Annotated in this window: 23 protein-coding genes; 15 read left to right on the forward strand and 8 right to left on the reverse strand. The window is 70.9% G+C overall.

Going from position 1 to position 20,218, the window contains the following annotated elements:
* Positions 1-55: 55 nt before the first annotated feature.
* Positions 56-1,468 (reverse strand): aminopeptidase P family protein, encoded by a 1,413-nt coding sequence (locus ACFYYJ_RS36880; RefSeq protein ID WP_389138748.1) that lies wholly within the window; start codon positions 1,466-1,468, stop codon positions 56-58.
* Positions 1,469-1,626: 158 nt separating this feature from the next.
* On the opposite strand from ACFYYJ_RS36880, the gene ACFYYJ_RS36885 reads away from it, so the two are divergent.
* From ACFYYJ_RS36885 to ACFYYJ_RS36895, 3 genes are all read left to right on the forward strand, one after another.
* Positions 1,627-2,610 (forward strand): LuxR family transcriptional regulator, encoded by a 984-nt coding sequence (locus ACFYYJ_RS36885; RefSeq protein WP_389138750.1) that lies wholly within the window; start codon positions 1,627-1,629, stop codon positions 2,608-2,610.
* Between the two features lie 160 nt (positions 2,611-2,770).
* Positions 2,771-3,748 carry an MBL fold metallo-hydrolase gene (locus tag ACFYYJ_RS36890; protein ID WP_389138752.1) on the forward strand — a complete coding sequence of 326 codons (978 nt, stop codon included), beginning with the start codon at positions 2,771-2,773 and terminating at the stop codon, positions 3,746-3,748.
* Between the two features lie 42 nt (positions 3,749-3,790).
* Entirely contained in the window at positions 3,791-4,153 is a 363-nt protein-coding gene (locus ACFYYJ_RS36895) for a hypothetical protein (RefSeq protein ID WP_385366641.1), read from the forward strand.
* An 11-nt stretch (positions 4,154-4,164) separates the two neighbouring features.
* On the opposite strand, the gene ACFYYJ_RS36900 is transcribed toward ACFYYJ_RS36895, so the two are convergent.
* Positions 4,165-4,755 (reverse strand): hypothetical protein, encoded by a 591-nt coding sequence (locus tag ACFYYJ_RS36900; RefSeq protein ID WP_385123298.1) that lies wholly within the window; start codon positions 4,753-4,755, stop codon positions 4,165-4,167.
* A 207-nt stretch (positions 4,756-4,962) separates the two neighbouring features.
* Between ACFYYJ_RS36900 and ACFYYJ_RS36905 the strand changes: the two genes are divergently transcribed.
* Positions 4,963-5,469 (forward strand): hypothetical protein, encoded by a 507-nt coding sequence (locus ACFYYJ_RS36905; RefSeq protein ID WP_389138754.1) that lies wholly within the window; start codon positions 4,963-4,965, stop codon positions 5,467-5,469.
* A 66-nt stretch (positions 5,470-5,535) separates the two neighbouring features.
* On the opposite strand, the gene ACFYYJ_RS36910 is transcribed toward ACFYYJ_RS36905, so the two are convergent.
* Positions 5,536-6,060, reverse strand: a complete 525-nt coding sequence (locus ACFYYJ_RS36910; protein ID WP_389138756.1) for a DUF1877 family protein — start codon at positions 6,058-6,060, stop codon at positions 5,536-5,538.
* A gap of 357 nt (positions 6,061-6,417) precedes the next feature.
* Here ACFYYJ_RS36910 and ACFYYJ_RS36915 point away from each other — a divergent pair, with 357 nt between their 5' ends.
* From ACFYYJ_RS36915 to ACFYYJ_RS36940, 6 genes are all read left to right on the forward strand, one after another.
* The gene (locus ACFYYJ_RS36915; protein ID WP_385366644.1) at positions 6,418-7,188 is read left to right on the forward strand and encodes a metallophosphoesterase family protein; all 771 of its coding nucleotides are present in this window, start codon (positions 6,418-6,420) and stop codon (positions 7,186-7,188) included.
* A 104-nt stretch (positions 7,189-7,292) separates the two neighbouring features.
* Complete coding sequence (locus tag ACFYYJ_RS36920) at positions 7,293-7,952, forward strand: helix-turn-helix domain-containing protein (protein ID WP_389138758.1); 660 nt, start codon at positions 7,293-7,295, stop codon at positions 7,950-7,952.
* Entirely contained in the window at positions 7,949-9,301 is a 1,353-nt protein-coding gene (locus ACFYYJ_RS36925) for an MFS transporter (protein WP_389138760.1), read from the forward strand. Before ACFYYJ_RS36920 ends, ACFYYJ_RS36925 begins: the two co-directional genes overlap by 4 nt.
* A 68-nt stretch (positions 9,302-9,369) precedes the next feature.
* Positions 9,370-10,185, forward strand: a complete 816-nt coding sequence (locus ACFYYJ_RS36930; RefSeq protein WP_389138762.1) for a hypothetical protein — start codon at positions 9,370-9,372, stop codon at positions 10,183-10,185.
* A gap of 825 nt (positions 10,186-11,010) precedes the next feature.
* Positions 11,011-11,604 carry a hypothetical protein gene (locus tag ACFYYJ_RS36935; protein ID WP_389138764.1) on the forward strand — a complete coding sequence of 198 codons (594 nt, stop codon included), beginning with the start codon at positions 11,011-11,013 and terminating at the stop codon, positions 11,602-11,604.
* A 115-nt stretch (positions 11,605-11,719) separates the two neighbouring features.
* Positions 11,720-12,322, forward strand: a complete 603-nt coding sequence (locus tag ACFYYJ_RS36940; RefSeq protein ID WP_389138766.1) for an SMI1/KNR4 family protein — start codon at positions 11,720-11,722, stop codon at positions 12,320-12,322.
* Positions 12,323-12,364: 42 nt separating this feature from the next.
* Here the strand turns inward: ACFYYJ_RS36940 and ACFYYJ_RS36945 are convergent, their stop codons facing one another.
* On the reverse strand, positions 12,365-13,417 hold the full coding sequence (locus ACFYYJ_RS36945) for a beta-propeller fold lactonase family protein (RefSeq protein ID WP_389138769.1): 1,053 nt from the start codon (positions 13,415-13,417) through the stop codon (positions 12,365-12,367).
* Between the two features lie 130 nt (positions 13,418-13,547).
* A complete protein-coding gene (locus ACFYYJ_RS36950) occupies positions 13,548-14,591 on the reverse strand; it encodes a sulfotransferase family protein (RefSeq protein ID WP_389138771.1) in 1,044 nt (347 codons plus the stop codon).
* Positions 14,592-14,927: 336 nt separating this feature from the next.
* On the opposite strand from ACFYYJ_RS36950, the gene ACFYYJ_RS36955 reads away from it, so the two are divergent.
* Entirely contained in the window at positions 14,928-15,761 is an 834-nt protein-coding gene (locus ACFYYJ_RS36955) for a PIG-L family deacetylase (protein WP_389138773.1), read from the forward strand.
* Between the two features lie 142 nt (positions 15,762-15,903).
* Here the strand turns inward: ACFYYJ_RS36955 and ACFYYJ_RS36960 are convergent, their stop codons facing one another.
* Both ACFYYJ_RS36960 and ACFYYJ_RS36965 read right to left on the reverse strand, forming a co-directional pair.
* Positions 15,904-16,500 (reverse strand): DinB family protein, encoded by a 597-nt coding sequence (locus ACFYYJ_RS36960; protein ID WP_385123329.1) that lies wholly within the window; start codon positions 16,498-16,500, stop codon positions 15,904-15,906.
* 52 nt (positions 16,501-16,552) lie between these two features.
* Positions 16,553-16,879, reverse strand: a complete 327-nt coding sequence (locus ACFYYJ_RS36965; protein ID WP_389138776.1) for a hypothetical protein — start codon at positions 16,877-16,879, stop codon at positions 16,553-16,555.
* 32 nt (positions 16,880-16,911) lie between these two features.
* Here ACFYYJ_RS36965 and ACFYYJ_RS36970 point away from each other — a divergent pair, with 32 nt between their 5' ends.
* The 3 genes from ACFYYJ_RS36970 to ACFYYJ_RS36980 all read left to right on the forward strand — a co-directional run bounded on the left by ACFYYJ_RS36970 (position 16,912) and on the right by ACFYYJ_RS36980 (position 18,560).
* Positions 16,912-17,598, forward strand: coding sequence for an HAD-IA family hydrolase (locus ACFYYJ_RS36970; protein ID WP_389138778.1), 687 nt, complete (start codon positions 16,912-16,914; stop codon positions 17,596-17,598).
* 423 nt (positions 17,599-18,021) lie between these two features.
* Positions 18,022-18,279 carry a hypothetical protein gene (locus ACFYYJ_RS36975; RefSeq protein ID WP_389138780.1) on the forward strand — a complete coding sequence of 86 codons (258 nt, stop codon included), beginning with the start codon at positions 18,022-18,024 and terminating at the stop codon, positions 18,277-18,279.
* A 107-nt stretch (positions 18,280-18,386) separates the two neighbouring features.
* Entirely contained in the window at positions 18,387-18,560 is a 174-nt protein-coding gene (locus ACFYYJ_RS36980) for a hypothetical protein (RefSeq protein WP_389138782.1), read from the forward strand.
* Between the two features lie 133 nt (positions 18,561-18,693).
* Here the strand turns inward: ACFYYJ_RS36980 and ACFYYJ_RS36985 are convergent, their stop codons facing one another.
* Positions 18,694-19,062, reverse strand: coding sequence for a hypothetical protein (locus ACFYYJ_RS36985; RefSeq protein ID WP_389138784.1), 369 nt, complete (start codon positions 19,060-19,062; stop codon positions 18,694-18,696).
* Positions 19,063-19,711: 649 nt separating this feature from the next.
* On the opposite strand from ACFYYJ_RS36985, the gene ACFYYJ_RS36990 reads away from it, so the two are divergent.
* Positions 19,712-20,167 carry a hypothetical protein gene (locus ACFYYJ_RS36990; protein WP_385123338.1) on the forward strand — a complete coding sequence of 152 codons (456 nt, stop codon included), beginning with the start codon at positions 19,712-19,714 and terminating at the stop codon, positions 20,165-20,167.
* Positions 20,168-20,218 lie beyond the last annotated feature (51 nt).

Here is a 20,218-nt window from a genome sequence, read left to right on the forward strand (position 1 = left end):
CGCGACGGAAGTCCCGGCGCCACGCGGGCGGCGCCGGGACTTCGGGATCCTTCCGTCAGCCCGCGACGCGGGCCATCCACGCCTCGACCTCGTCCGACGAGCGCGGCAGACCCGCCGACAGGTTCTCGTGGCCGTCGGCCGTCACCAGCAGGTCGTCCTCGATCCGGACCCCGATGCCGCGCCACTCCTCCGGCACCGTGAGGTCGTCCGGCTGGAAGTACAGGCCGGGCTCCACCGTGAGCACCATGCCCGGCTCCAGCACGCCGTCGACATAGTCCTCGTTGCGGGCCTCGGCGCAGTCGTGGACGTCCAGGCCGAGCATGTGGCCGGTGCCGGCCATGGTGAAGCGGCGCTGGAGTCCGAGCTCGTACGCGCGCTCCGCCGGGCCCTCGATGAAGCCCCACTCGACGAGCTTCTCCGCCAGGTACCGCTGCGCCGCCACGTGGAACTCGCGGTACGCGGCCCCCGGCTTCACGGTGGCCATGCCCGCCTCCTGGGCCCCGTACACCGCGTCGTACACCTTGCGCTGCACGGGAGTGAACGTGCCGCTGATCGGCAGGGTGCGGGTGACGTCGGCGGTGTAGAGGGTGTTCGTCTCCACGCCAGCGTCGAGCAGGAGCAGGTCACCGGGGTGCACCGGCCCGTCGTTGTCCGTCCAGTGCATGATCGTGGCGTGGTCGCCCGCGGCGCAGATCGAGCCGTAGCCGACGGAGTTGCCCTCCAGCCGTGCGCGGCGGAAGAAGGTGCCCTCGATCCACCGCTCGGAGGACGCGACCGCCCGGGACAGCTCGCCCACGCAGTCGGTGAAACCGCGCACGGTGGAGTCCACCGCCTTGCGCATCTCGCCGATCTCCCACGCGTCCTTGACGAGGCGCAGATCGCTCAGGGCCTCTTCCAGTACCGCGTCGCGGTCCGCGTCGGTGGTGACGGCGTCCTCCAGCACCGGGTCGACGCCGCGGACGATGCGGGTGGGCACGTCGGGGGCGGCGGCCAGTTCGCCCGCCGCCGTGCGCACGTCGCGGCAGGCCAGCCCGAGCCGGCGCTCGGACTCGGCGAGGGAGGCGCGCCGACCCATCCACAGCTCGGCGGTGTAGCCGAGCCAGAACTCGTCCGTGTCCCGGCCGTCCCGCGGCAACTGGTAGCAGTACGCGTCGTGGCCGCCGTCGGCACGGGGTTCGAGGACGAGCGCGCCGTCGCGGGCCTGGTCCCCGGTCATGTGGACGTAGCCGGAGTACGGGCGGAACGGGTAGGTGTCGTCGTTCGAGCGGGCCTTGAGGTTGCCGGACGGGATCACCAGCCGCTCACCGGGGAAGCGCGCGGAGAGCGCGGCGCGCCTGCGGGCCGCGTACGGAGCCTGCTCGTCGAGCGGGACGTCGTGCCGTTCGGTGTCCGCCCAGCCCGTCTTCATCAGGGCGGACAGTTCCTCGGAGATCCCCGAGTAGAGGCCGTTCTTCCGACTCTTCGCCACGTCGTGCACCTTCTTCCCGATGGGTTCGACTGCCGCCCGAGACCTCGTCGACTCGGCGACTCCCGGACGGTACTGCGCTACGGCGGGCGGGGGAGGACCGATGGTGCCAGTGGCACTGATCGGCCATTCCCCCCTCGCCGGCGTCGATAATGTGGTGCATGGCGAACACGAAACTGGGCGAGGCCTTGACGCTGCTGGGCATCGACCCGGTGGCGGGCCGCGTGTACCTGGCGCTCCTGGAACTGGCCCCCGCTCCGCTCGGCGCGATCGGGGAGGCGGCCGGAGTGGACGGCGCCGGGCTCGCCGCGGCCTACGGCGAGCTGGTCGACGCCGGTCTGGCCAGCGCCGCCGAGGAGGGCGCGGACGTGGTGGCGCCGGTGCCGCCCGCCGCGGGCCTGGAGATCCTCGCCCGGCACAGGGCGGCGGAGCTGGAGGAGTCGCGCATCACGGTCGGCGGCGCGTTCGAGTCGTTCCGCCGCCAGCGCCTCGCGGCGTACAACGACAACCTCGTCGAGGTGGTGACGGGCGACGCCATCGGCCCGAGGATGCGCCACGCGTGGGCCAGCGCCCGCGAGCAGATCCGGCAACTGGACTCGCCGCCGTACTTCCCGCTGGTCGGAGCCACCGACGACGCGCTGGCGACCCTCGCCCGCGGTGTCACGCAGCGGGTGGTCTACTCGCGGGCGTCGCTGGAGGTCCCCGGGCAGCTGGAGACGGCCATCGAACCGTGCATCGAGGCCGGCGAGCAGGCCAAGGTGGCGCCGTCGGTGCCGGTCAAGTTGGTGATCATCGACGAAGCGTACGCGCTGGTGTCCCTGTCGATCAGGGAGGCGGACGTGCACAACACGATGCTGGTGGTACAGCCGTGCGGTCTGCTCTCCGCACTGCTCGCTCTGTTCGAGCAGACCTGGCAGGCGGCCATGCCCCTGCACGGCCGTGCCACCCGCCCGGCCGGCCTGCCGCCGGCCGACCGTCGACTGCTCCGCCTCCTCGCCGGAGGCGCGAGCGACGAGGTCATCGCCCGTGAACTGGGCGTCAGCCGACGCACGTTCTTCCGCCGCCTCCAGGTCCTGATGGCCCGCCTGGGCGCCGAGAACCGCTTCCAGATGGGCCTCCAGGCGCAACGCCACGGCTGGCTGTGAGCGGGGGAGCACCGGAACCGGCACCCACCCGCCCCGATGAGGAGTCGGCAGGTCCGGGCCGTGCCGCCGGCGCGGAAAACCACGGGCCGTCCCGCCACGGTGACCGCTACGATCGCGTCCCTCACCTCGATCACGGCGGTCCGACGGAGGCACCGGCACGATGGCACAGCCCCCCGAGCGGCGCCCCGAACGGACCCCCGCCCACCCCGAACGGCTCGAACGCGGACACCCGTTCCGCCAGTGGAAGACCTGGCGGATACCCGGCACCGAGCTGACCCTCACCGGGTACTCACGCGCCAACGACAAGACGTTCTTCCACGTTCCCGAACTGCGCTGCGCGCTCGACGCCGGCCTCGTGGAAGGCCGTCAGCCGGAGACGGTCTTCCTCACCCACACCCACCACGACCATTCCAAGGACCTCGACCACCTCGCCGCCAGGCCCGCCGGCGTCGACATCCACCTGCCCGCCCCCGCCGTCCCGTACGTGGAGCGCTTCCTGCGCACCTCCGCCGAACTGAACCACGGCACGGCCTACGACCCCGCCCTGGCCGCGAACTGCCGGCTGCACGGCGTGCGCGGCGGCGACGAGTTCACCTTCGGCCGTCGCGGGCACCACGTACGGGTGGTGGAGTGCGTGCACAAGGTGCCGTGCGTGGGTTACGCGTTCTCCGAACGCCGCAAGGAACTGCTGCCCGAATACGTTGAGTTGCGCCGCTCCCTCAGCGCGCAGGGCCGGAGCGGCGCCGAGTTCGGACGCATCCTCGCCCAGCGCCGCAAGGAGGGCGCCGAGGTGGAACACGAGTCACTGCGACCGCTGTTCGCCTTCCTCGGCGACACCCACGTGAGCGTCTTCGACGCCAACCCGTGGCTCTTCGCCTACCCGGTGATCATCACCGAGTGCACCTTCCTCGACGACGCCGAGCTGGACCGGGCCGACCGGGTCGGTCACACCGTGTGGAGCCGGCTCCGGCCCGTCGTCGAGGCCCACCCGGAGACCCTCTTCGTCCTCACCCACTTCAGCCTGCGCCACTCGGACCAGGACGTCCTCGCCTTCTTCGCGGACGAGCGCCCAGACAACGTCCTCCTGTGGGCCCACCCCGACAGCCGACTGCCCGAACAGCACCGGCACGGCGGCTGACGTCGGCTGGTTTGATGGACCTCGGCGAAAGGGGGATCGGCGATGGCCGGTATGGAGACATGGGCGTTCGGGCTGGTCAACTGCATCCTGTACCAGGCGATGTACCGGGAGAGCGGTGCGGCCCTCGGCGACGACCTCGTACGCCGGTACGCGACGGCCATGCAGCTCGAACCGCTCTCGGACCGGCCGATGGCCGAGCAGGTGGCCGCGTTGCGGTGGGTGCTGACCACGGACCGGCCACTGGCGAGCACGTTCGACCCGTACGAGGGTCAAGAGCCCTTCGGGGAGGACGAGTTCCGCGCCTTCCTGTCCCGGCTCGCCGACGAACTCGAATCCCACGGGCCCTGGCCGCTCGCGGCGAAGCGCCGCGGAGGCCGGCTGCGGGACCTGTTCAACCGGCGTTGAGGCAGGCGGTGTCAGCGGTAGCGGGCCGCATCCGCTGCGAAGGCGGAGGCTTGCGCGGCGGGCGAGGCGAGCAGGGCGACCCACGAGCCGTCCGTGAACTCCATGTCCATCCGCCCCTTCTGGAGCACCCCCGTGGGGTTGACCCGCAGGGCGGCGACGGCCTGTCGGGGCGCCTCCCACACCTGCTGCATCACCGGGGTGAGCTGCCACAGCGGCGATACGTCGGCCAGGGCGAACCAGCGCCGGTCGGTGACGGCGAGCAGGCCGCCGGTGGCCGAGCCGCGGGCGTTGGCACGGCTGATCACGAAGTGTCCGGCCGCGCTCTCCCAGCCACCCTCCATGCTCTTGCCGTGCATCATGCGGGTGCCCAGGTCGTCCACCGCGTCCGGCAGTCGGTCGACCGCGTTCGCCGCGGCCGCGGGCCGGGACCGGAGGGGATCGAGCAGCCGGGACCGGGTCAGCCGGCGCAGCGGCTGGGGCAGCTTCTCCTCGATGCGCCGGTGGAGCTCGGAGGGTTGGGGCGGGGCCAGCAGCGCTTCGGGAGGGGTCGGGACCCCTGGACCCAACTCGTAGGAACACACCGCGATGAGCTGTTCCCCCATGTGCGTGAACGGTCGTACCTGCTCACTCTTCTCCGCGTCCGCGATCAACGGGAGTGCCCCCTCTTCCTGCCACAGGCCGTCGCTTGCTCTCGCTCGCTCGTGTCATGTGCATTCTCCTCGATGCGCAGACCATCATGATCATCGGGGTCCCCGGGGGGCCACGGAGAATGCCGTACCGGCCGCGTGCCTCACGGAAACGGAGGAGTCGTGAAGAAGAACCCGAAGATGACCGCACTCCTGGCGGAACACCCGCTCGCCGAACTGACCGACGAGGACATCCCGTACCTGTTCCGCCAGGTCAAGGAGAAGGGCTGGACGTACACCCCGAACGGTTCGCGGGTCCTGACCGGGTTGATCCCGAAGACCGTCCCCCCGTACGTCGACGTGCTCCAGGAGGAGACCTGGATCAACGGGCGGGGGATGACCGACCGCGACCTCCCGCGGGCGGAGTCCGAGCGGACGGGGCCTCTCCTCCGCAGGTGCTTCGCCTATGCGTTCGCCTGCCTGGTCGAAGCGGAGCGGCGCTTCGGCGACCAGGACGCGTTGGCCTACGTCATCCTCTCCCTGGGCGGACTCGACGACGACCTCCTGACGGCGACGGTCACCTTCTGCACGCGCGACCTGAACACCAGGCCCTACATCCCCGACATCGAGAACGTCCAGGACGCCGCGGTGGCCGAACTCACCTTGAGCGATCACGACATGGGGCGCTGAACACGATCCGCCGGCAGGTACGCCTTCCCCGGAGCCCGACCTGAGCAGACGGCGAGACCGTCCCTCTCAGTCCCACCAGAGCACGACGAGAAGCCGGCGTCGGGATGCGTCGTGATAGAACTCGCGCAGGGAGTCGAAGTGCCCCAGCAGGTACTTCCTCGGGCCGCCGACGATCGTGTCCGCGTCATTTCCGATCAAGGCGGCGGCCTGTGATTCGTCGTCCGGCAGGGTGGCAAGGAGGGCCGGGAAGTCGATCTGCCCGAGCAGTTCCGAGACGTGAGCCACCCGAGCCGCGGAGAGGGACGTGGGATCCGGTCCGAAGGGACCGATGGCGTGCGGATGTGTGTTGAGGAAGCCGAGGTCGACGACACTGTCGCCCGTGAGCGCCTGCCGGAGCGCGTTCAGACGGACGCCGTCGAGACCTCCCAGCACGCCGACCCGTTCGAGCAGGGACGGCGCCCAGTCCAGGTCGAGGACATCCCCCTGCGGGGGATCCCAGTGAGGGTCTCCATCCGGCGATTCGCCGGCGGACCGGCGGCAGGTGGAGAGGTACTCCGCAGGGATGCGCGCGAGCTGCTGGGTGACTGCCATGACGTCAGTATCCGGATGACGTCCACCGGGTTGTGACCGGCCCACGCTCACCGACCGGCTCCGGTAGGCGCGGGGCGCCTCCGGGCCCCTGTTCCCCGCATCCGCAGTGGTGCCCCGCGACACGGGTGGGCTCGTACGGGCTCCCGCCACCCGAGGATCCGATGGGAGTTGCCAGGCGGAGCCCCGGGCGCACGTCGTCGTCCGGCTGGTGAGTCCCACACACGTGGGGTCGGCCATGGAGACGGAGGCGCCGGCGTCGACTCCGCGCAGGGCCGCGCCTCGGCCATCCGCCAAGAGGAGCTACGCGCCTGGCGAAAGATCGCACCACCCGGCCCGCTTCAACCCACAGTGGTGACCATGCCGAACCGAACAGCCGTCCTGTCCGACATCCACGGAGTCCTGCCGGCCCTGGAGGCCGTGCTCGCCGAACCGGACGTCCGTACCGCCGACCGCATCGTGCTCACCGGTGACATCGCCGCCGGCCCGCAACCGACCCGGGTTCTCGACCTGCTGACCAGCCTCGGCGACCGCGTCATCTGGATCGGCGGCAACGCCGACCGCGAACTGCTCGAATACCGCCGGGGGCAACGCGACACGATCCCCGACCCGATCGCCCCCTGGGCAGCCGAACAGCTCCGCGAGGACCATCTCGACCTGCTCGGCTCACTGCCACCATCGCTCTCCCTCTCCGTGAACGGGCTGGGGAAGACGCTGTTCTGCCATGCCACCCCTCGCGACGACGAGGAGGTCGTCCTGGTCGATTCCCGCCTCGACCGCTGGCAGGAAGTCTTCGACGGACTCGACGCCGACATCCGCACCGTGGTCTGCGGCCACACCCACATGCCGTTCGTCCGTCTCGCTCACGGCAGACTCGTGATCAACCCCGGCAGCGTCGGCATGCCCTACGGACGGACCGGCGCACACTGGGCCCTTCTCGGCCCGGGCGTCGAACTCCGCACCACACACTTCGACCTCGAAGCCGCGGCCACCCGGCTCCGCCAGGACTCGTCCTACCCCGACATCACCGAGTGGGCCGAGTACTTCCTGCACGCTCGCGCGACCGACGCCGACGCCCTCGCGGCCTTCGCGCCGCGGGACGGCCGCGGGGCCGGTCCCGTGCGGGAATGATCGCCACCACACCGAGCGCGACGCCGCGCACCACCGACCAACTTTCCAAAACAAATTCTGCAAAAATACTTTTGCGAACCATCCGAGGCCCATAGCCTCCGGTCATGGTCAGCGAAGAACAGAGACGCTTCCTCGATCCCGAGCGGGATGCCGCAGCCCTCAAGGCCCTGACGCACCCCTTGCGCATCCGGCTGCTCGGGCTGCTCCGGCAGGACGGCCCGGCAACCGCCAGCGAGCTCGCCGTCAGGACCGGCGAGTCGTCCGCCTCCACCAGCTATCACCTGCGCGTCCTGGCGAAGTACGCGTTCGTCGCCGACGCCGAGCACCGCGACGGGCGAGAGCGCCGCTGGCAGGCGGTGCACTCCGTGACCTCCTGGAACAACCGGGCGATGGAGGCCTCACCGGACAGCCGGGCCTTCCTCGGCTTCTCCCGCAAGAGCCAGGTCGAACACCTGGAGGCGTCACTCGCCCGACACGAGGCGGACGTCGCGGCCGGTCGACTGGGCCCGGAATGGCTGGAACCGGCCGGGATCAACGACTTGATGCCCCGTCTCACCCCCGAGTCGCTCACCGAACTCTGGGACACGCTCGACCGGAAACTGGAAGAGCTGACGCAGCGCGACGAGGGCGACCCCCGCGCCGCGCATGTCGTTCTCGTCACCGCCGGACTGCCACTCGCTCCTCACGACACCGCGCCGCCGGAGCCGGAGCCGGCGCCGGACGCCTTCACCCCGTCGGAGACGCGCACCGAGGCGGCACAGTGACCGCGCCGCCCGACCCGCGCTCCGCACGACGCCGCTACGTGACGGCCTGTGTCCTCTTCTGGCTGCCCTTGAGCCTGGCCGGCACCCCCCTGATCCTCCTCTTCTCCGAACGCGGCATGACCCTGGCCGCCATCGCGGGCTTCTTCGTCGCGCACTCCCTCACCGCCGCCGCACTCGAACTGCCCACCGGCGGACTCTCCGACGTCCTCGGCCGCCGGGTCGTCCTGGCCGCGGCCGGCCTGCTGAACCTGGCCGCCTTCACCCTCCAGGGCCTGGGCACCGCGCCCTGGGTCCTCACGCTCGGCATGGCCCTCATGGGCGCCGGGCGCGCCCTGTCCAGCGGGCCGGCCGAGGCCTGGTACGTGGACACCGTCCAGGCGCACTCCGGCCCCGACGCCGACCTGCGCACCGGACTGGCCCGCGGCGGCTCCGCCACCTCCGCGGCGCTCGCCGCCGGCACCCTCCTCGGCGGCGCCCTCCCATGGCTCCTCGCACTGGTCCCCGACGTCGGTGCCCGACTGAGCGACGCCACTTCAGGGCTGGTGATACCGCTCTCCGTCCCACCGCTGCTCGGCGCGGCAGCCCAGATCGCCTTCGTGCTGTACGTCCTCGTGGCCCTCCCCGAGCCGCCCCGTGCACCCAGTACGCCGCGCTCCGTGTTCCGGGGCATACCGGCCACCGTCGCGGACGGGCTGCGGCTCGGCGGACGCGACGTCCTGGTCCGGCGCGTGCTCCTCAGCGCGGCGGCCGCCGGCAGCGCCCTGGCCGCGGTCGAGCTGCTGACGCCGAACCGTGCCGCAGCGTTCACCGGAGGACCGGAATCGGGTGCGATGCTCTTCGCCGCACTCGCCTGCGCCGGCTTCGTCTGCTCGGGCATCGGGAGCCATCTCGCGCCCACGGCCGCACGGTTGGCGGGCAGCGGCGAGCGTGCGGTTCTGGTGAGCCTGGGCACCAGTGCGAGCGGCCTGCTCCTGCTCGGCGCGACCGCCGTGGCGACGGGCCCCGTATCCACGGCCCTCGCGGTCGCCGGATACGGCCTGGTGTATCTCGGCCTCGGCGCGGCCGGACCCAGCGAGAACGACCTCCTGCACCGTCGAGTCCCCAGTGCGGGACGCGCCACGGCCCTCTCCGTCCAGTCCCTCGCCCTGCAACTGACCGGAGCCCTCACCGGCCTGGCCGTCGGCGTCCTGCCGCACGGCCCCCTTCCCTGGCTGCTGGGAGGCACTGTGCTGATGGCCGGGGCCCTCCTGTGGATCCACCGCGGCGAGCCCACCACGCCCGGTCCCGCCGCCTCCGACCCGGCCCGGCCGCACGCCGAGCACGCGCACCAGGACGCGGAACGCACATGAGCGCCCGAGTACCGCGCCCGAGGAGCGCGCCCGAGGAGCGCGGAACCAGGTGCCCATATCCTGAGCGGATGTACGAGACCCCAACGGCCCCGGTGACCGCCCTGTGGCCGCTCGCCACGTCCGCGGAGACCGACGGCCTGCGGGAACTGGCCGACGACGACGGGCTCACCGGCTTCATGCCGCCGGCGCTGCCCGACGCGGCCTGGGTGCTCCACTCCATGTACGAACACGAACTCGGGCCCTTCGACATGTCGTACGTCGAGTACCAGCGGGCCTTCCTGAACAGTCGGACCGGAGGCCGTGAGATCATCCCGGGCCTCGACCCCGCAGAGGTGTTCGACGATCCCTCCGACACCTTCGCGCCGTCCAAGGGCGAGCACCCGGGACCCCGCTGGCGCCGCCTGCGCTGGGCAGAGCTCGCCCGGCGGACGGGAGATCCCGTGGCCGCGGAGGGGCACCTGCCCGACTACAGGTCCTTTCCCTCTCTCCGCGAGTCGGGCGGCTGGCCCGTCGGCATCATCGGTCCGTCCGAGTGCACCCTGAACCGTGCCGATTGGGACCGGCTGATCGAGATCCTCACCGAACACGGCCCCCAGGGGCCGGACACCCGCTGCCTCGCCTACTACACCCCGCTGGGTCAAGGGGCCGAGGACTTCGACAACCTGCACGTCCGGGCCGGCCGGCTCGCGGACGCCAAGGCCTTGTACGACCACCCCGACGAAGGATGGTGGACCCCGTCCAACTTCTGGGCTGATGACCGCTCCTGGATCCTGTGCACGGACTACGACTTGTGGGCCACCAAGGTCGTCGGCCCGGCCCCGCTCGTCGAAGCCCTCCTCGGCGACCCGGAGATCGAGGCCGTACGCCTGCCCTGGGCCCACTGACCCGACCGCCCGAGGCGGGAACGCCCGGACGGCCACGGCCACGGCCCGGCACGGCCACGGCCGCTCACCCCGAAGCCGTGGCCGACCGGGCGCCTCAGGACGTGGGCGGTTCAAGGGGTCCGGCTCGCAGAGGCCGGCGGCGAGGTGGGCGACACCGGCCGCCCCAGGGCCGAACTCGGCGTACCGCACGGGGCGCCGGGAACGAGCCCCGAGTCCGGATCGGGCGCGGTGGTCGACTCCGGCCCGTCCGCGGGGTGGTCGCCACCGGTCCGGCACCACGGCGGGACCCGGTCCTTGAACTGCTGTTTGACGTCGGCCGCCTTGGGGGCGCCCAGGGGGGTTGCCCGCCGCGTCCAACGCCTGCACCTGCACCTGCGGGCGGATGCAGGCGGGGTCGGCCGGCGGCCGGGAAGGCCAGGCGTGCCTGGCCTCGCGGAACATGCTGCCGGGCGGGATCGCCGCACGTTTCCCCACGGGGGACGACGAGCTCCATTGGGCCGCCACATCGCCGATCGCCACCCGGCCGCGCATGCGCCAGAAGCGCACCAGGGCTTGCTGTACGAGGTCCTCGGCGCGGCCGACGTCCAACGTCAGCCCGTGCGCGAAGCGCACGAAAGCCCCCCAGCGGGCCCGTGTGAACTCGGCGAACTCCGCGTCGCCGAAAGCTCCTTGCCTGTTCCCTCCCAGATGGTCGCCCTCTCGACGACCCGAGCCCACAACGAGGTTGAGTGATCCGGATCACAGTGAACGGCGGCGCGGGCGGCCGGGCTCGACCGGCTCGGCTGCGTGCGAGATCCTCGACGCGCACCGAACCGAGGAGACGAGTTGATCACGGAGCACCAGCAGCGCGTACGCGACCGCTACCTCGCTGCCCCCGTCATGCCGGCCCCGGCACCCTGGCAACCGGTCATGGACCGCACGACCACCATCGGCGGCCTGCTCGGCATCGGCTTCGCGGTCCATCCGGACACCGGACACGACCTCGTCATGGTCGTATCCCAAGACGGCCACGGACTCTTCGACGCCGTCACCGGCGAGAAGATCGCACGCGACCGGCACCCCGACCCCGCCACCAGCGTCCCCGACGCACACCCGGACCTGGCCTGCCCCGGACTCGGACCCGTCGCGGGCACCGAGATCCGCATCGCCGGCCTCTTCGGCGGCGGTCTGCACCTCACCACCCCGGACGGTTGGACGCTGGATGTCGTCAGCCCCGACTGGCCCCAGGACCGCGTCATCCTCTCCGTCGACGGCGGAGCGAACGACGGAGCGGCGGGAGGCACCTGGTGGCACGTCTTCCACTCCAACCGCTCGACGCTGCGCGCTGCCGGTTTTTCCCCCTCCGGTCTCACCCTGGCCGTCGCGACCAGCAGCGACCTCACCCTCTGGACCCGGCCCCGGTTCCCCATCGACGACTGAACGCCCACCGGACGGGAGCGGACGGGACCGGACGGGCTGCGCCGGTGTTCGGATGGGGCGGGGTCGGCGACGGCCTATTGCTATGCTCCCGGTCGACGAGAGAAGAGGTCCTTCGATGGACCACCGGATACCGCGCATTCGCACCAAGCTGGCCCGAATGCCGTACCAACCGCAGCGCAGCCACTCAATGGGCGCCGAGCGTCACCAGTTCCGCCTCGGGGCGCGCATCGGATCCGCGCAGGCCGACGCCTTCGAGGCGGAACACCACATCGCACTCCCGACGGCCTACCGTGAATTCCTCCTCCGGCTCGGAGGCAGTGGGGCCGGCCCCTTCTACGGTCTCCTCCCGCTGGAGGAGTGCAGGCTGTTCACCATGAACGCCAAGGCGCAGGACGGAAGTCCACGTGGTTTCACCCACGTCTTCCACCCGAGCGCCATGCGTGGTGACAGGTTCCTCCACATCGTCGAGATGGGCTGCACCGACCTGTGCCTCATCGGCGTCACGGGACCGCTGGCCGGCCGCATGCTCACCGGCAACGCGGACAGCTTCTGGTCCGCGAACGTGTCTTCGGCCCGGGACTTCCTGTCCTGGTACGAACGCTGGCTCAACCACATGGGGGACGGCAAGGACAACGCCGCCCTCGGACTCACCTCCCCGCCGATCGTCGCGAGCGCACGGTGGGGCCCTCGGGCCAGGGCACGGAACCCCCGGCCATGACCCCCGCCGGCCCGGCGCGGTGTCCGGGGCACCGAACCCGGTTCAGCCCCTCTTGCCCTCTGCCTCTGGCTCTGCCACTGCCACACCCGTCGGCCCGTCGCCCACGGACACCGTGTCCGTCACGCGGCCCGTCGAGGTGTCGATGACGGACAGGCTGTCCGAGTCGAAGTTGCTGACGAAGACCCGGGAACCGTCCGGGCTGACGGCGAGGCCGTTGGGGGCGTTCCCCACGGCGATGGTGTCCGTGACGGCTCGGCGGCGCGTGCTGATCGCGGACACGTTGTCCGAGCCGATGTCGGCGACGTAGACCCGGCGGCCGTCCGGTCGCACCCCGATTCCCGCCGGTTGGTCGCCGACCGGGATGCGGTCCGATTCGGTGCCGCCGTGGACGTCGACCACCGACACGTCGTCCGAGTCCATGTTGGACACGTACAGGTGACGGTCGTCGGGGGTGAGGACCAGGGCGGTCGGTCCGCTGCCGACGGGGACGGTGCCGGCGATCGTGCCCGTGGAGGTTCGGACCACCGAGACGGTGCCGGAGGCGGCGTTGGCGACGTACAGGGTGCACCCGTCGCGGGTCACCGCCACGCCCAGCGGGGCACGGCCTACCCGGATGGTGCTCGTCACCGAGTGGGTGCGGGTGCTGATCACCGACACGTCGTCCGACTTGACGTTGGCGACGTAGACGTTCCGGCCGTCGGGGGAGACCGTCACCCTGCTCGGTTCGTCCCCGACCGTGACGGTGTCGACGACCTTCCTGGTACGGGCGTCGATCACGGACACGGTGTCTGCCGCCGAGTTGGTGACGTAGACCCGGGAGCCGTCCGGGCTGACGGCCACGCTGTCCGGTCCGTCCCCGACAGGAATACTGCCCACGACCCTGCCGGTGCCGCCGTCGACGACCGACACGGTGTCGGAGTGCAGGTCGGCGATGTACACGAGGGCACCGGGTCGTGGGGACGTCCCGGCCGCCGCCGTCCCGGTCGCTGCCGTCCCGGCGGACGCGATGCCGGCCGGACTCCCCGGCCCCATGAGCGCCACCGTCGCGCAGAGCACCACGGCCGCCCGCCGCCCCATGGCCTGATTCCTCGTCATGGACCCACGCTAGGGTCCCTGAGCGGAAGGCCGTGCGAGGCTCACGCGGAGGTGCGCCGAACGGCACGCCGAACGGCACACCGACGTGCGCCGGACGACGGTACTGGACGCCGCTTCACCACACCTCCGGTCACCACTCCTCCGGTACGCGGCTGTGTGCCAGAGCCCGTGCACCGGGGGCACAGGCCTCGCGCAGCGCGGCGAGTTCGGTCTCCGGCAGCCGCAGGGAGGCGCCCCGGCGGCCGGCGTCCAGGCGCGCGGCCCCGGCGTCGAGCCATTGCGGGAACGGCTCGACACCGATGAAAGCGGCCAGCCGCGTCAGCTCCTTGTGGGGCTCGTCGAGCAGGTCCTCGTAGGCGAGGGTGGTCCGTGCCGGTGCGGGCACCGCGTCGAGATGCGCCACACCCTGGACGATGAGCTGAGACCACAGCGTCGCGAAACCGGTGGACGGCAGCTCGCGGTCCAGTACGAGTGCCGAATCGAACGGCTCGGACAACAACGGTGACAACTCGGCCGGCAGGGAGCGGATCTGCTCCTTTGTCAGGTCCTCGACGCGCTCGACGCCGGTCCGGGCGAGGATCTCCCGCAACAGGAAGATCAGCCGATAGCCCGTGTGCCGGCTCATGGACAGCGCGCAGTCGGGCCCGTCCCTGAACAGGTGCACGAAGCGCGCCCGCGGGAAGACCCTGCGCAGCAGCGGCACCCGCTCCAGTGAGTAGCCCGACCGCTCGACCACCGCCGTACGCCCGAACCGCTCGCACAGCAGGCCGAACAGGGTCTCGTACTGGCCGGCGGCGGTCCGCTCCGGCCAGCCGCGCACCTTCTTCTCCAGCTCGTCGAGCAGGCCGTCGGGGTCGTCGCTGAGGTGGGGAAGGACCATCAGGGACAGGGCGGGGATGCCGGTGGTCTCGGTCGCGAAGCGTCCGGGACGGCGCGTGTAGAGGAACTCCGGCATCGGCACCCCGTTGCGGATCATCCGCTCGAACAGGGGATTGGGATCGGCGAGCAGTCGCCAGAACTCCCCACCGCCCAGCCGGCCTTCCGGGAAGCCCCGGCTCTGCACGGACGACAACAGCTCGTTCAGACTGAGCACGTCCGGATGCGCGTTGAGGATGCCCGACAGCGCGGTGGACCCGCTACGGCCCGTACCGACAACGAAGGTCAAAGTGCGCACGTCAGCAATCTCCCTCGACGACGACCGTGGCGATCGCGAGCAGACTTCCCCCAATCGCGCCGACCGACCCCTTTCCCGGGCGACTACCACCACCCGGACGCCCTCGACCCGCACCAGCCCAATCGAACGCGACTCGCACGGACGTCTTGAAGACCAAGCGGCCGCGCGGGGAACAGCTGATCCGGTATGCAGGTTGCACCCACCGAGGGACGGCCACGCACGGGTGGGGGAACGCGGAGTACGCCGGGAACTCGGAGAGCGTCCGGCCGTCCGCCGGCACGCCCGCCGTGCCCTCGTGGCAAGACGATGAATTTCCACTTTTCACTGGAGGACCGCATGACCGACCGGCCTTTGACGCTCATGGCAGTGCACGCCCACCCCGACGACGAGGCCACCGGCACCGGTGGGGTCCTCGCACGGTACGCGGCGGAAGGAATCCGCACCGTTCTCGTGACCTGTACCGACGGCCGGTGCGGTGACGGACCGGCGGGTGCCAAGCCGGGCGATCCCGGCCACGATCCGGCCACCGTCGCCTTGATGCGCCGTCGAGAACTCGAGGCGAGCTGTGAGGTCTTGAAGGTCGGCGATCTGGAGATGCTGGACTACGCCGACTCCGGGATGATGGGCTGGCCGAGCAACGACGCGCCGGGATCCTTCTGGCGGACCCCCGTGGAGGAAGGCGCCGCCCGACTCGCGGAACTCATGCGGCACTACCAGCCCGATGTCGTCGTCACCTACGACGAGAACGGCTTCTACGGCCACCCCGACCACATCCAGGCCCACCGCATCACGATGGCGGCGCTGGAGATGACCACGCTGACCCCGAAGGTCTACTGGACGACGATGCCCCGCTCCGGGATGAAGCGGTTCGGGGAGATCATGCGGGAGTTCCACGAGGACATGCCGGAGCCGGACCCCGCCGAGGCCGCCGCGCTGGCCGAGATCGGCCTCCCCGATGACGAGATCACCACGTGGGTGGACACCACCGCGTTCAGCGGCCAGAAGTTCGACGCGCTGGCCGCGCACGCCAGTCAGGGCGAGAACATCTTCTTCCTCAAGATGGGCAAGGAGCGGTTCGGCGAGTTGATGGGCATGGAGACCTTCGTCCGTGTCAAGGACACCACCGGCGCGGCCGTACCCGAGAACGACCTCTTCGCCGGCCTGCGCTGACCCGCCCGCCGGCCCGCCGGCCCGCCCGTCCGGCCTTGGCAGGGGCGGGGGCCTCCCCGGTCGCGGGTTCCGTTCCGGCAACCCGCGACCGGGGAGGCCTTCGCCGGGGTCCGTCTCCTCGGCGCGGCGTGTCGAGTGGGCCTCAGTCCTTCGCTTCCCGCGCGACGCGCTCCAACCGCTGCCGGTGGCCCTCCCACCAGGCCTGGTCCTCCGGCGGCATGTTGTCCGTGCCTCGCAGATGTCCGACGGATCCGTCGATGAGCTCTCGCAGGATGTCGGCGTGGCCGGCGTGCCGCTGAGTATCGGAGATCACGCGCACCAGGACGTGGTGCAGCGTCACCGCTCGTCGTTCCTCCGGCCACCACGGGACGTGCCCCACCGCGTCGAGCGCCAGCGTCGCGATCGTGCTGTCGGAGTGCTCCCACGCCTGCCGGTACAGCCCGATGATCTGCTCCCGCGACTCGTCCGCCGTGGCCCACATGTCCGCGTTGGATTCCGTCTCCTCGGTGTACCACCACGGAGGCGGCTCCTCGTCGAAGAACGGTCGCCCGAACGTGTCGCCGAAGTAACCCAGTTCCACACCGGCGACATGTTTGACCAGCCCCAACAGGTTCGTTCCCGTGGGGGTCAGGGGGCGGCGGACGTCATACTCGGAGAGTCCGTCGAGCTTCCACACCAGGGCGTCCCGCGCCTCCTGGAGGTATCGCAGTAGGTCCGCTTTCGGGTTCGGTTCGGTCATACGGGCAGTCTTCCATCCGCCACTGACATCGCTGCCGGTCGTGGTGGCCCGGTCAGCAGGTGGAGGAGGAGATCCGAACGCCGTCCGCGTATCGCATCGGTTCGTCGTTGACGAACGAGTAGCTGCTCCAGGGCTTGATGCAGTGGACCGTCCCGTCCGACATGTGTACGTACGCCACATCGTCATGACGGGTGTTCACCACGTAGTCGGCACCCCGGGAAGTGCCGCGAGTTCCTCCTACGAGAGCCTGCGGTGCGCGGTGTGGCGCGGGGAAGCGGACGCGCCGCGCCACGCCGGCCCGCGCCGGGTCGGGCGCCAGTGTGGCGGACGAGACGGCCGGCCCTCGGACCACCCCGAGGTCGCCCTCGTCCTCGCGCACGCGTCGTCCGCACCTGATGGCATGATCGACAGATGATCAGCGAACCCCGCCCGTCCGGCGCCATGAGGTATGTCCTGTTCGATGTCGACGGCACGTTGATCGATGCCCTGGACAATCAGCGCCTGGTCTGGCGAACGTGGGCCGAGCGATACGGCCTGGACCCCGATGAGGTCCACCGGGTGGCGCTGCGAACGCGGCCGATGGAGACCTTCGCCCAGGTCGCTCCGGACCAGGACCCTCGCGAGTGCCTCGCCGCGCTGCACGAGTTGGAGGACGAGGACGTCCGCACCGGCACCTACGGGGCCTTCGACGGCGCCTCGGAACTGCTCGGTGCTCTGCGGCCCGGGACCTGGGCGCTGGTCACGTCGAACTATGAGCACCGGGTGCGCGGCCGTTTCGCACGGACGGGCCTGCCGGTCCCGGAGGTCCTGGTGGACGCGGCCGCCGTGGAGGAAGGCAAGCCGTCGCCGGTGCCGTATCTGCAGGCAGCCGCGCGACTCGGGGCCCGCCGGGAGGACTGTCTGGTCATCGAGGACGCCCCCTCCGGGGTGCGGGCCGGCCTGCGCGCCGGGATGACGGTGTGGGGCGTCAACACCTCCACGGCGGTGGACGGCGTACATCGCCACTTCGGCACCTTGCGCGAAGCGGTCGAGGAAGTCCTCGCCTTCGCTTCGGCCACCCTCCCCGCCCGGCCGGAGGCGGCGGCCACAGTGGAGTGACCAAGCCGTCGAAGCAGGCCTTCACGCCCGACCCGAAGATCCTGTGCGGGACGACCCCTCGCCTGGTCAAGGCAACGCGTAGGGGAACTGCCTTGACCGAATACGCAACGGCCCCGAGCTGATCGCAGCAGCGCACCACATCCCACCTGCGATCTGATCAGGGCCTCGCGATGCGGCTGGGTGGTCACCTCATGAGAGCTTGGATCACTGCTGGCGGATGACCAGGAGTAGGGCTCAGCCGGCCAGCTCGGCGGACGCCGGATGGGCACGAGGAGGCGCACAGCGAGGGCCGGCTCTGTGAGGCACAGCCGTGTCCACGGCGGGACCGGTCCGGAGTGACCGTGCCACCTGCCACACAACGACGAGTCGCACGTTCGAGAAGGGCGAGACCCGCGCCCGGCACAGAACAGGCAGGGCCAAGCCATGGACCACACCACCCTCCTCCGACTGCTGCTCGCCGCCGATCCGCCGCAGGCGGCCTGCTCGTTCCGTACGGTCTTCACGGACGGGGAAACCGGTGAGACCGGGACTTTGCGCTATCTGGCGACCGACCGCTGGATCCTGGACGTCGACCACGGCGGGCGCACCATCAGCACCCCTCACGGCTCCCGGCATACAGGCCCCGACGGGGCCGACCTCACCGGCCCTCCCGCCACCCCTTCGTTCACTTCCCCCCCGTAGCGCTCCTGCTGCCCCGCCACCGAGGGATCGACGGCCGCCAAGGCCACGATTGGGCCCTGGACCCCGCGACCCCCATCACCCAGACGGCCGACGGCTCGCTGGGGGCCGTGTTCCGGCACACCGAATACCCCGCCTACCAGGCCGAGACCACCATCCATCAGGCCCTCCACTGCATCCTCGTCAAGCGCACCCCCGCAGGGACCGCGGAACTCCTCGACCTCCGGACCACCCTGAGCGGACCCGAACTCAACGAGATGGAGCAGCTCCTCAACGAGATCTGAGACGTCCGGGGCCGTGCACATGGGATGGGTCGGCGCGCCGCACTCCACCACCAGATCACGACATCCACGGCATTGAGGTCGAGCACCGTTCCGATGGCGTCGACGTCTTGCCCGTCGACGACGCACGAGTTGGTCAGCACCCGTCGCCGAGGTTGATCCCCGTCGCGGCGGCCGAGTACACGGCGTACAGCTGGATCAGTTCCATCGGAATCAACAGAACGTTGAACCCCACGGTGGTAGCCGCGACGAGGCCCGGCCGGCTGTCTCCGAGCCGGAGGCCGTACCGTCCGCGGAGCCGGCGCGCGAGCAGCACGAACACCGCTACCGCCATCAGGCCGAGGCCCACACCGGCCCACGCCGCGCCGTACTCCGTCACCGGGAAGGGCAGGTGTCGGCAGGCTTCGATCTGCCGGTCGGCCCACTCGTACTCGATCTCCTGCGTGTGCAGGGAAGTGACCACACCCGCCACGGTCAGCAGCGGCACCAACAGCGCCGCCGTCACGGTGCCCGGCGTGACGTCGCTCGCGGCGGGGGAGGAGGCCGCGCCAAGGCCTGGAGACCGGCCCCTGACCTCGGCCCCGATACCCGTACCCCTGTCCCTGTGCCCAGTACGCAGCACGCACCTCCCCTTCCGCGAAGTCCCGGCGCGACAGACGCAGACCGAGGGACTCTTCCAGACCATGAAAGTACAGCTCGAACGTGCTGGTCAGTTCGGGGTGGTCCACTCATCCGCCCCGCAGACAGGGGGCACGGCCGCGACCTGCGCGGGTGTCCGCTTGGTGATCGCCATGCCATCAGCATGGGAAGGCCCACTGACAACCGGTCGCCCCGCCACCGGTCGACCGCCGGCCCTTCCGGCCGAAAAGCCTTCGCGCCCGGTCCGGCCGGGTGTCAGACTGCGGCTCATGACCACCAGTCGAAAGGGCCGTGCCGCGTAGGCGCCGTCCAGCCTCCGGGCAAGACACCGACCGTGGTCCGTTCACCGCGGCACAGATCATCCGGTTGGAACGTACACGGCTCCAGCCCGGCCTGGTCGAGCAAGCGCTCTCTTGTTGGACCGGTGCGGAGTCGTCGAGTGTTGCCCGGAGCCCGCTGAGCTGGTGGCACAGCGCCGTTTGACTTCGTAGGCGCCGAAGGACGAGGCGGAAGACATGCAGATTGCCGGTGCCGAGGTCTTCTCTTGCGCCGTGTGCGGCACCCGGCTGTCCGAACCCGTGCGCGAGGTGCACCCGCCGGCAGACGGAGAGACCTGGACGCCGCTCGACTCTCCTGTGGACCCCTGCCCACCCAGGATGGCGCCCGGCACCTTCGCCTACGACCCGCAGCCGGGACGCATCACCTGGGGAGCGCCGCCCAAGGGGTTCGGGAAGTCCCGGGCGGGGCACGGGCCAGGGGTGGATCCGCTGTTGAGCCCCGGGGACCTCGTCGGTACCACGAAGATCCGGAGCCGATGGGTCGGCTGCTGCGGGCCGGCCGGGTACGAGGGGCCGAACCTGGCCTGCGCCGGGTGTGGAGCCGAGGTCGGTCTGTGGATCGGCGACTGCTACACCTGGCTGGAAGTGATCCTCGACGGGCGCCTGGTCAGACGTTCTCCGTCGCGGACGTAGGGGCATCCGCCGCCGAACCGTAGTGAGGATCGGGTACCGGCGGCAGGGCGA

This window comes from Streptomyces sp. NPDC002467, from assembly GCF_042889825.1.
Classification (GTDB): Bacteria; Actinomycetota; Actinomycetes; order Streptomycetales; family Streptomycetaceae; genus Streptomyces.

Bases quoted from the DNA above. Each gene is read 5' to 3' on its own strand.
- ACFYYJ_RS36940 (WP_389138766.1), top strand. From the start codon at position 11,720: ATGGACCACCGGATACCGCGCATTCGCACCAAGCTGGCCCGAATGCCG.
- ACFYYJ_RS36970 (WP_389138778.1), top strand. From the start codon at position 16,912: ATGATCAGCGAACCCCGCCCGTCCGGCGCCATGAGGTATGTCCTGTTC.
- ACFYYJ_RS36895 (WP_385366641.1), top strand. From the start codon at position 3,791: ATGGCCGGTATGGAGACATGGGCGTTCGGGCTGGTCAACTGCATCCTG.
- ACFYYJ_RS36915 (WP_385366644.1), top strand. From the start codon at position 6,418: ATGCCGAACCGAACAGCCGTCCTGTCCGACATCCACGGAGTCCTGCCG.
- ACFYYJ_RS36960 (WP_385123329.1), bottom strand. From the start codon at position 16,500: ATGACCGAACCGAACCCGAAAGCGGACCTACTGCGATACCTCCAGGAG.
- ACFYYJ_RS36955 (WP_389138773.1), top strand. From the start codon at position 14,928: ATGACCGACCGGCCTTTGACGCTCATGGCAGTGCACGCCCACCCCGAC.
- ACFYYJ_RS36930 (WP_389138762.1), top strand. From the start codon at position 9,370: ATGTACGAGACCCCAACGGCCCCGGTGACCGCCCTGTGGCCGCTCGCC.
- ACFYYJ_RS36900 (WP_385123298.1), bottom strand. From the start codon at position 4,755: ATGGGGGAACAGCTCATCGCGGTGTGTTCCTACGAGTTGGGTCCAGGG.
- ACFYYJ_RS36975 (WP_389138780.1), top strand. From the start codon at position 18,022: ATGGACCACACCACCCTCCTCCGACTGCTGCTCGCCGCCGATCCGCCG.
- ACFYYJ_RS36910 (WP_389138756.1), bottom strand. From the start codon at position 6,060: ATGGCAGTCACCCAGCAGCTCGCGCGCATCCCTGCGGAGTACCTCTCC.
- ACFYYJ_RS36920 (WP_389138758.1), top strand. From the start codon at position 7,293: ATGGTCAGCGAAGAACAGAGACGCTTCCTCGATCCCGAGCGGGATGCC.
- ACFYYJ_RS36945 (WP_389138769.1), bottom strand. From the start codon at position 13,417: ATGACGAGGAATCAGGCCATGGGGCGGCGGGCGGCCGTGGTGCTCTGC.
- ACFYYJ_RS36885 (WP_389138750.1), top strand. From the start codon at position 1,627: ATGGCGAACACGAAACTGGGCGAGGCCTTGACGCTGCTGGGCATCGAC.
- ACFYYJ_RS36990 (WP_385123338.1), top strand. From the start codon at position 19,712: ATGCAGATTGCCGGTGCCGAGGTCTTCTCTTGCGCCGTGTGCGGCACC.
- ACFYYJ_RS36890 (WP_389138752.1), top strand. From the start codon at position 2,771: ATGGCACAGCCCCCCGAGCGGCGCCCCGAACGGACCCCCGCCCACCCC.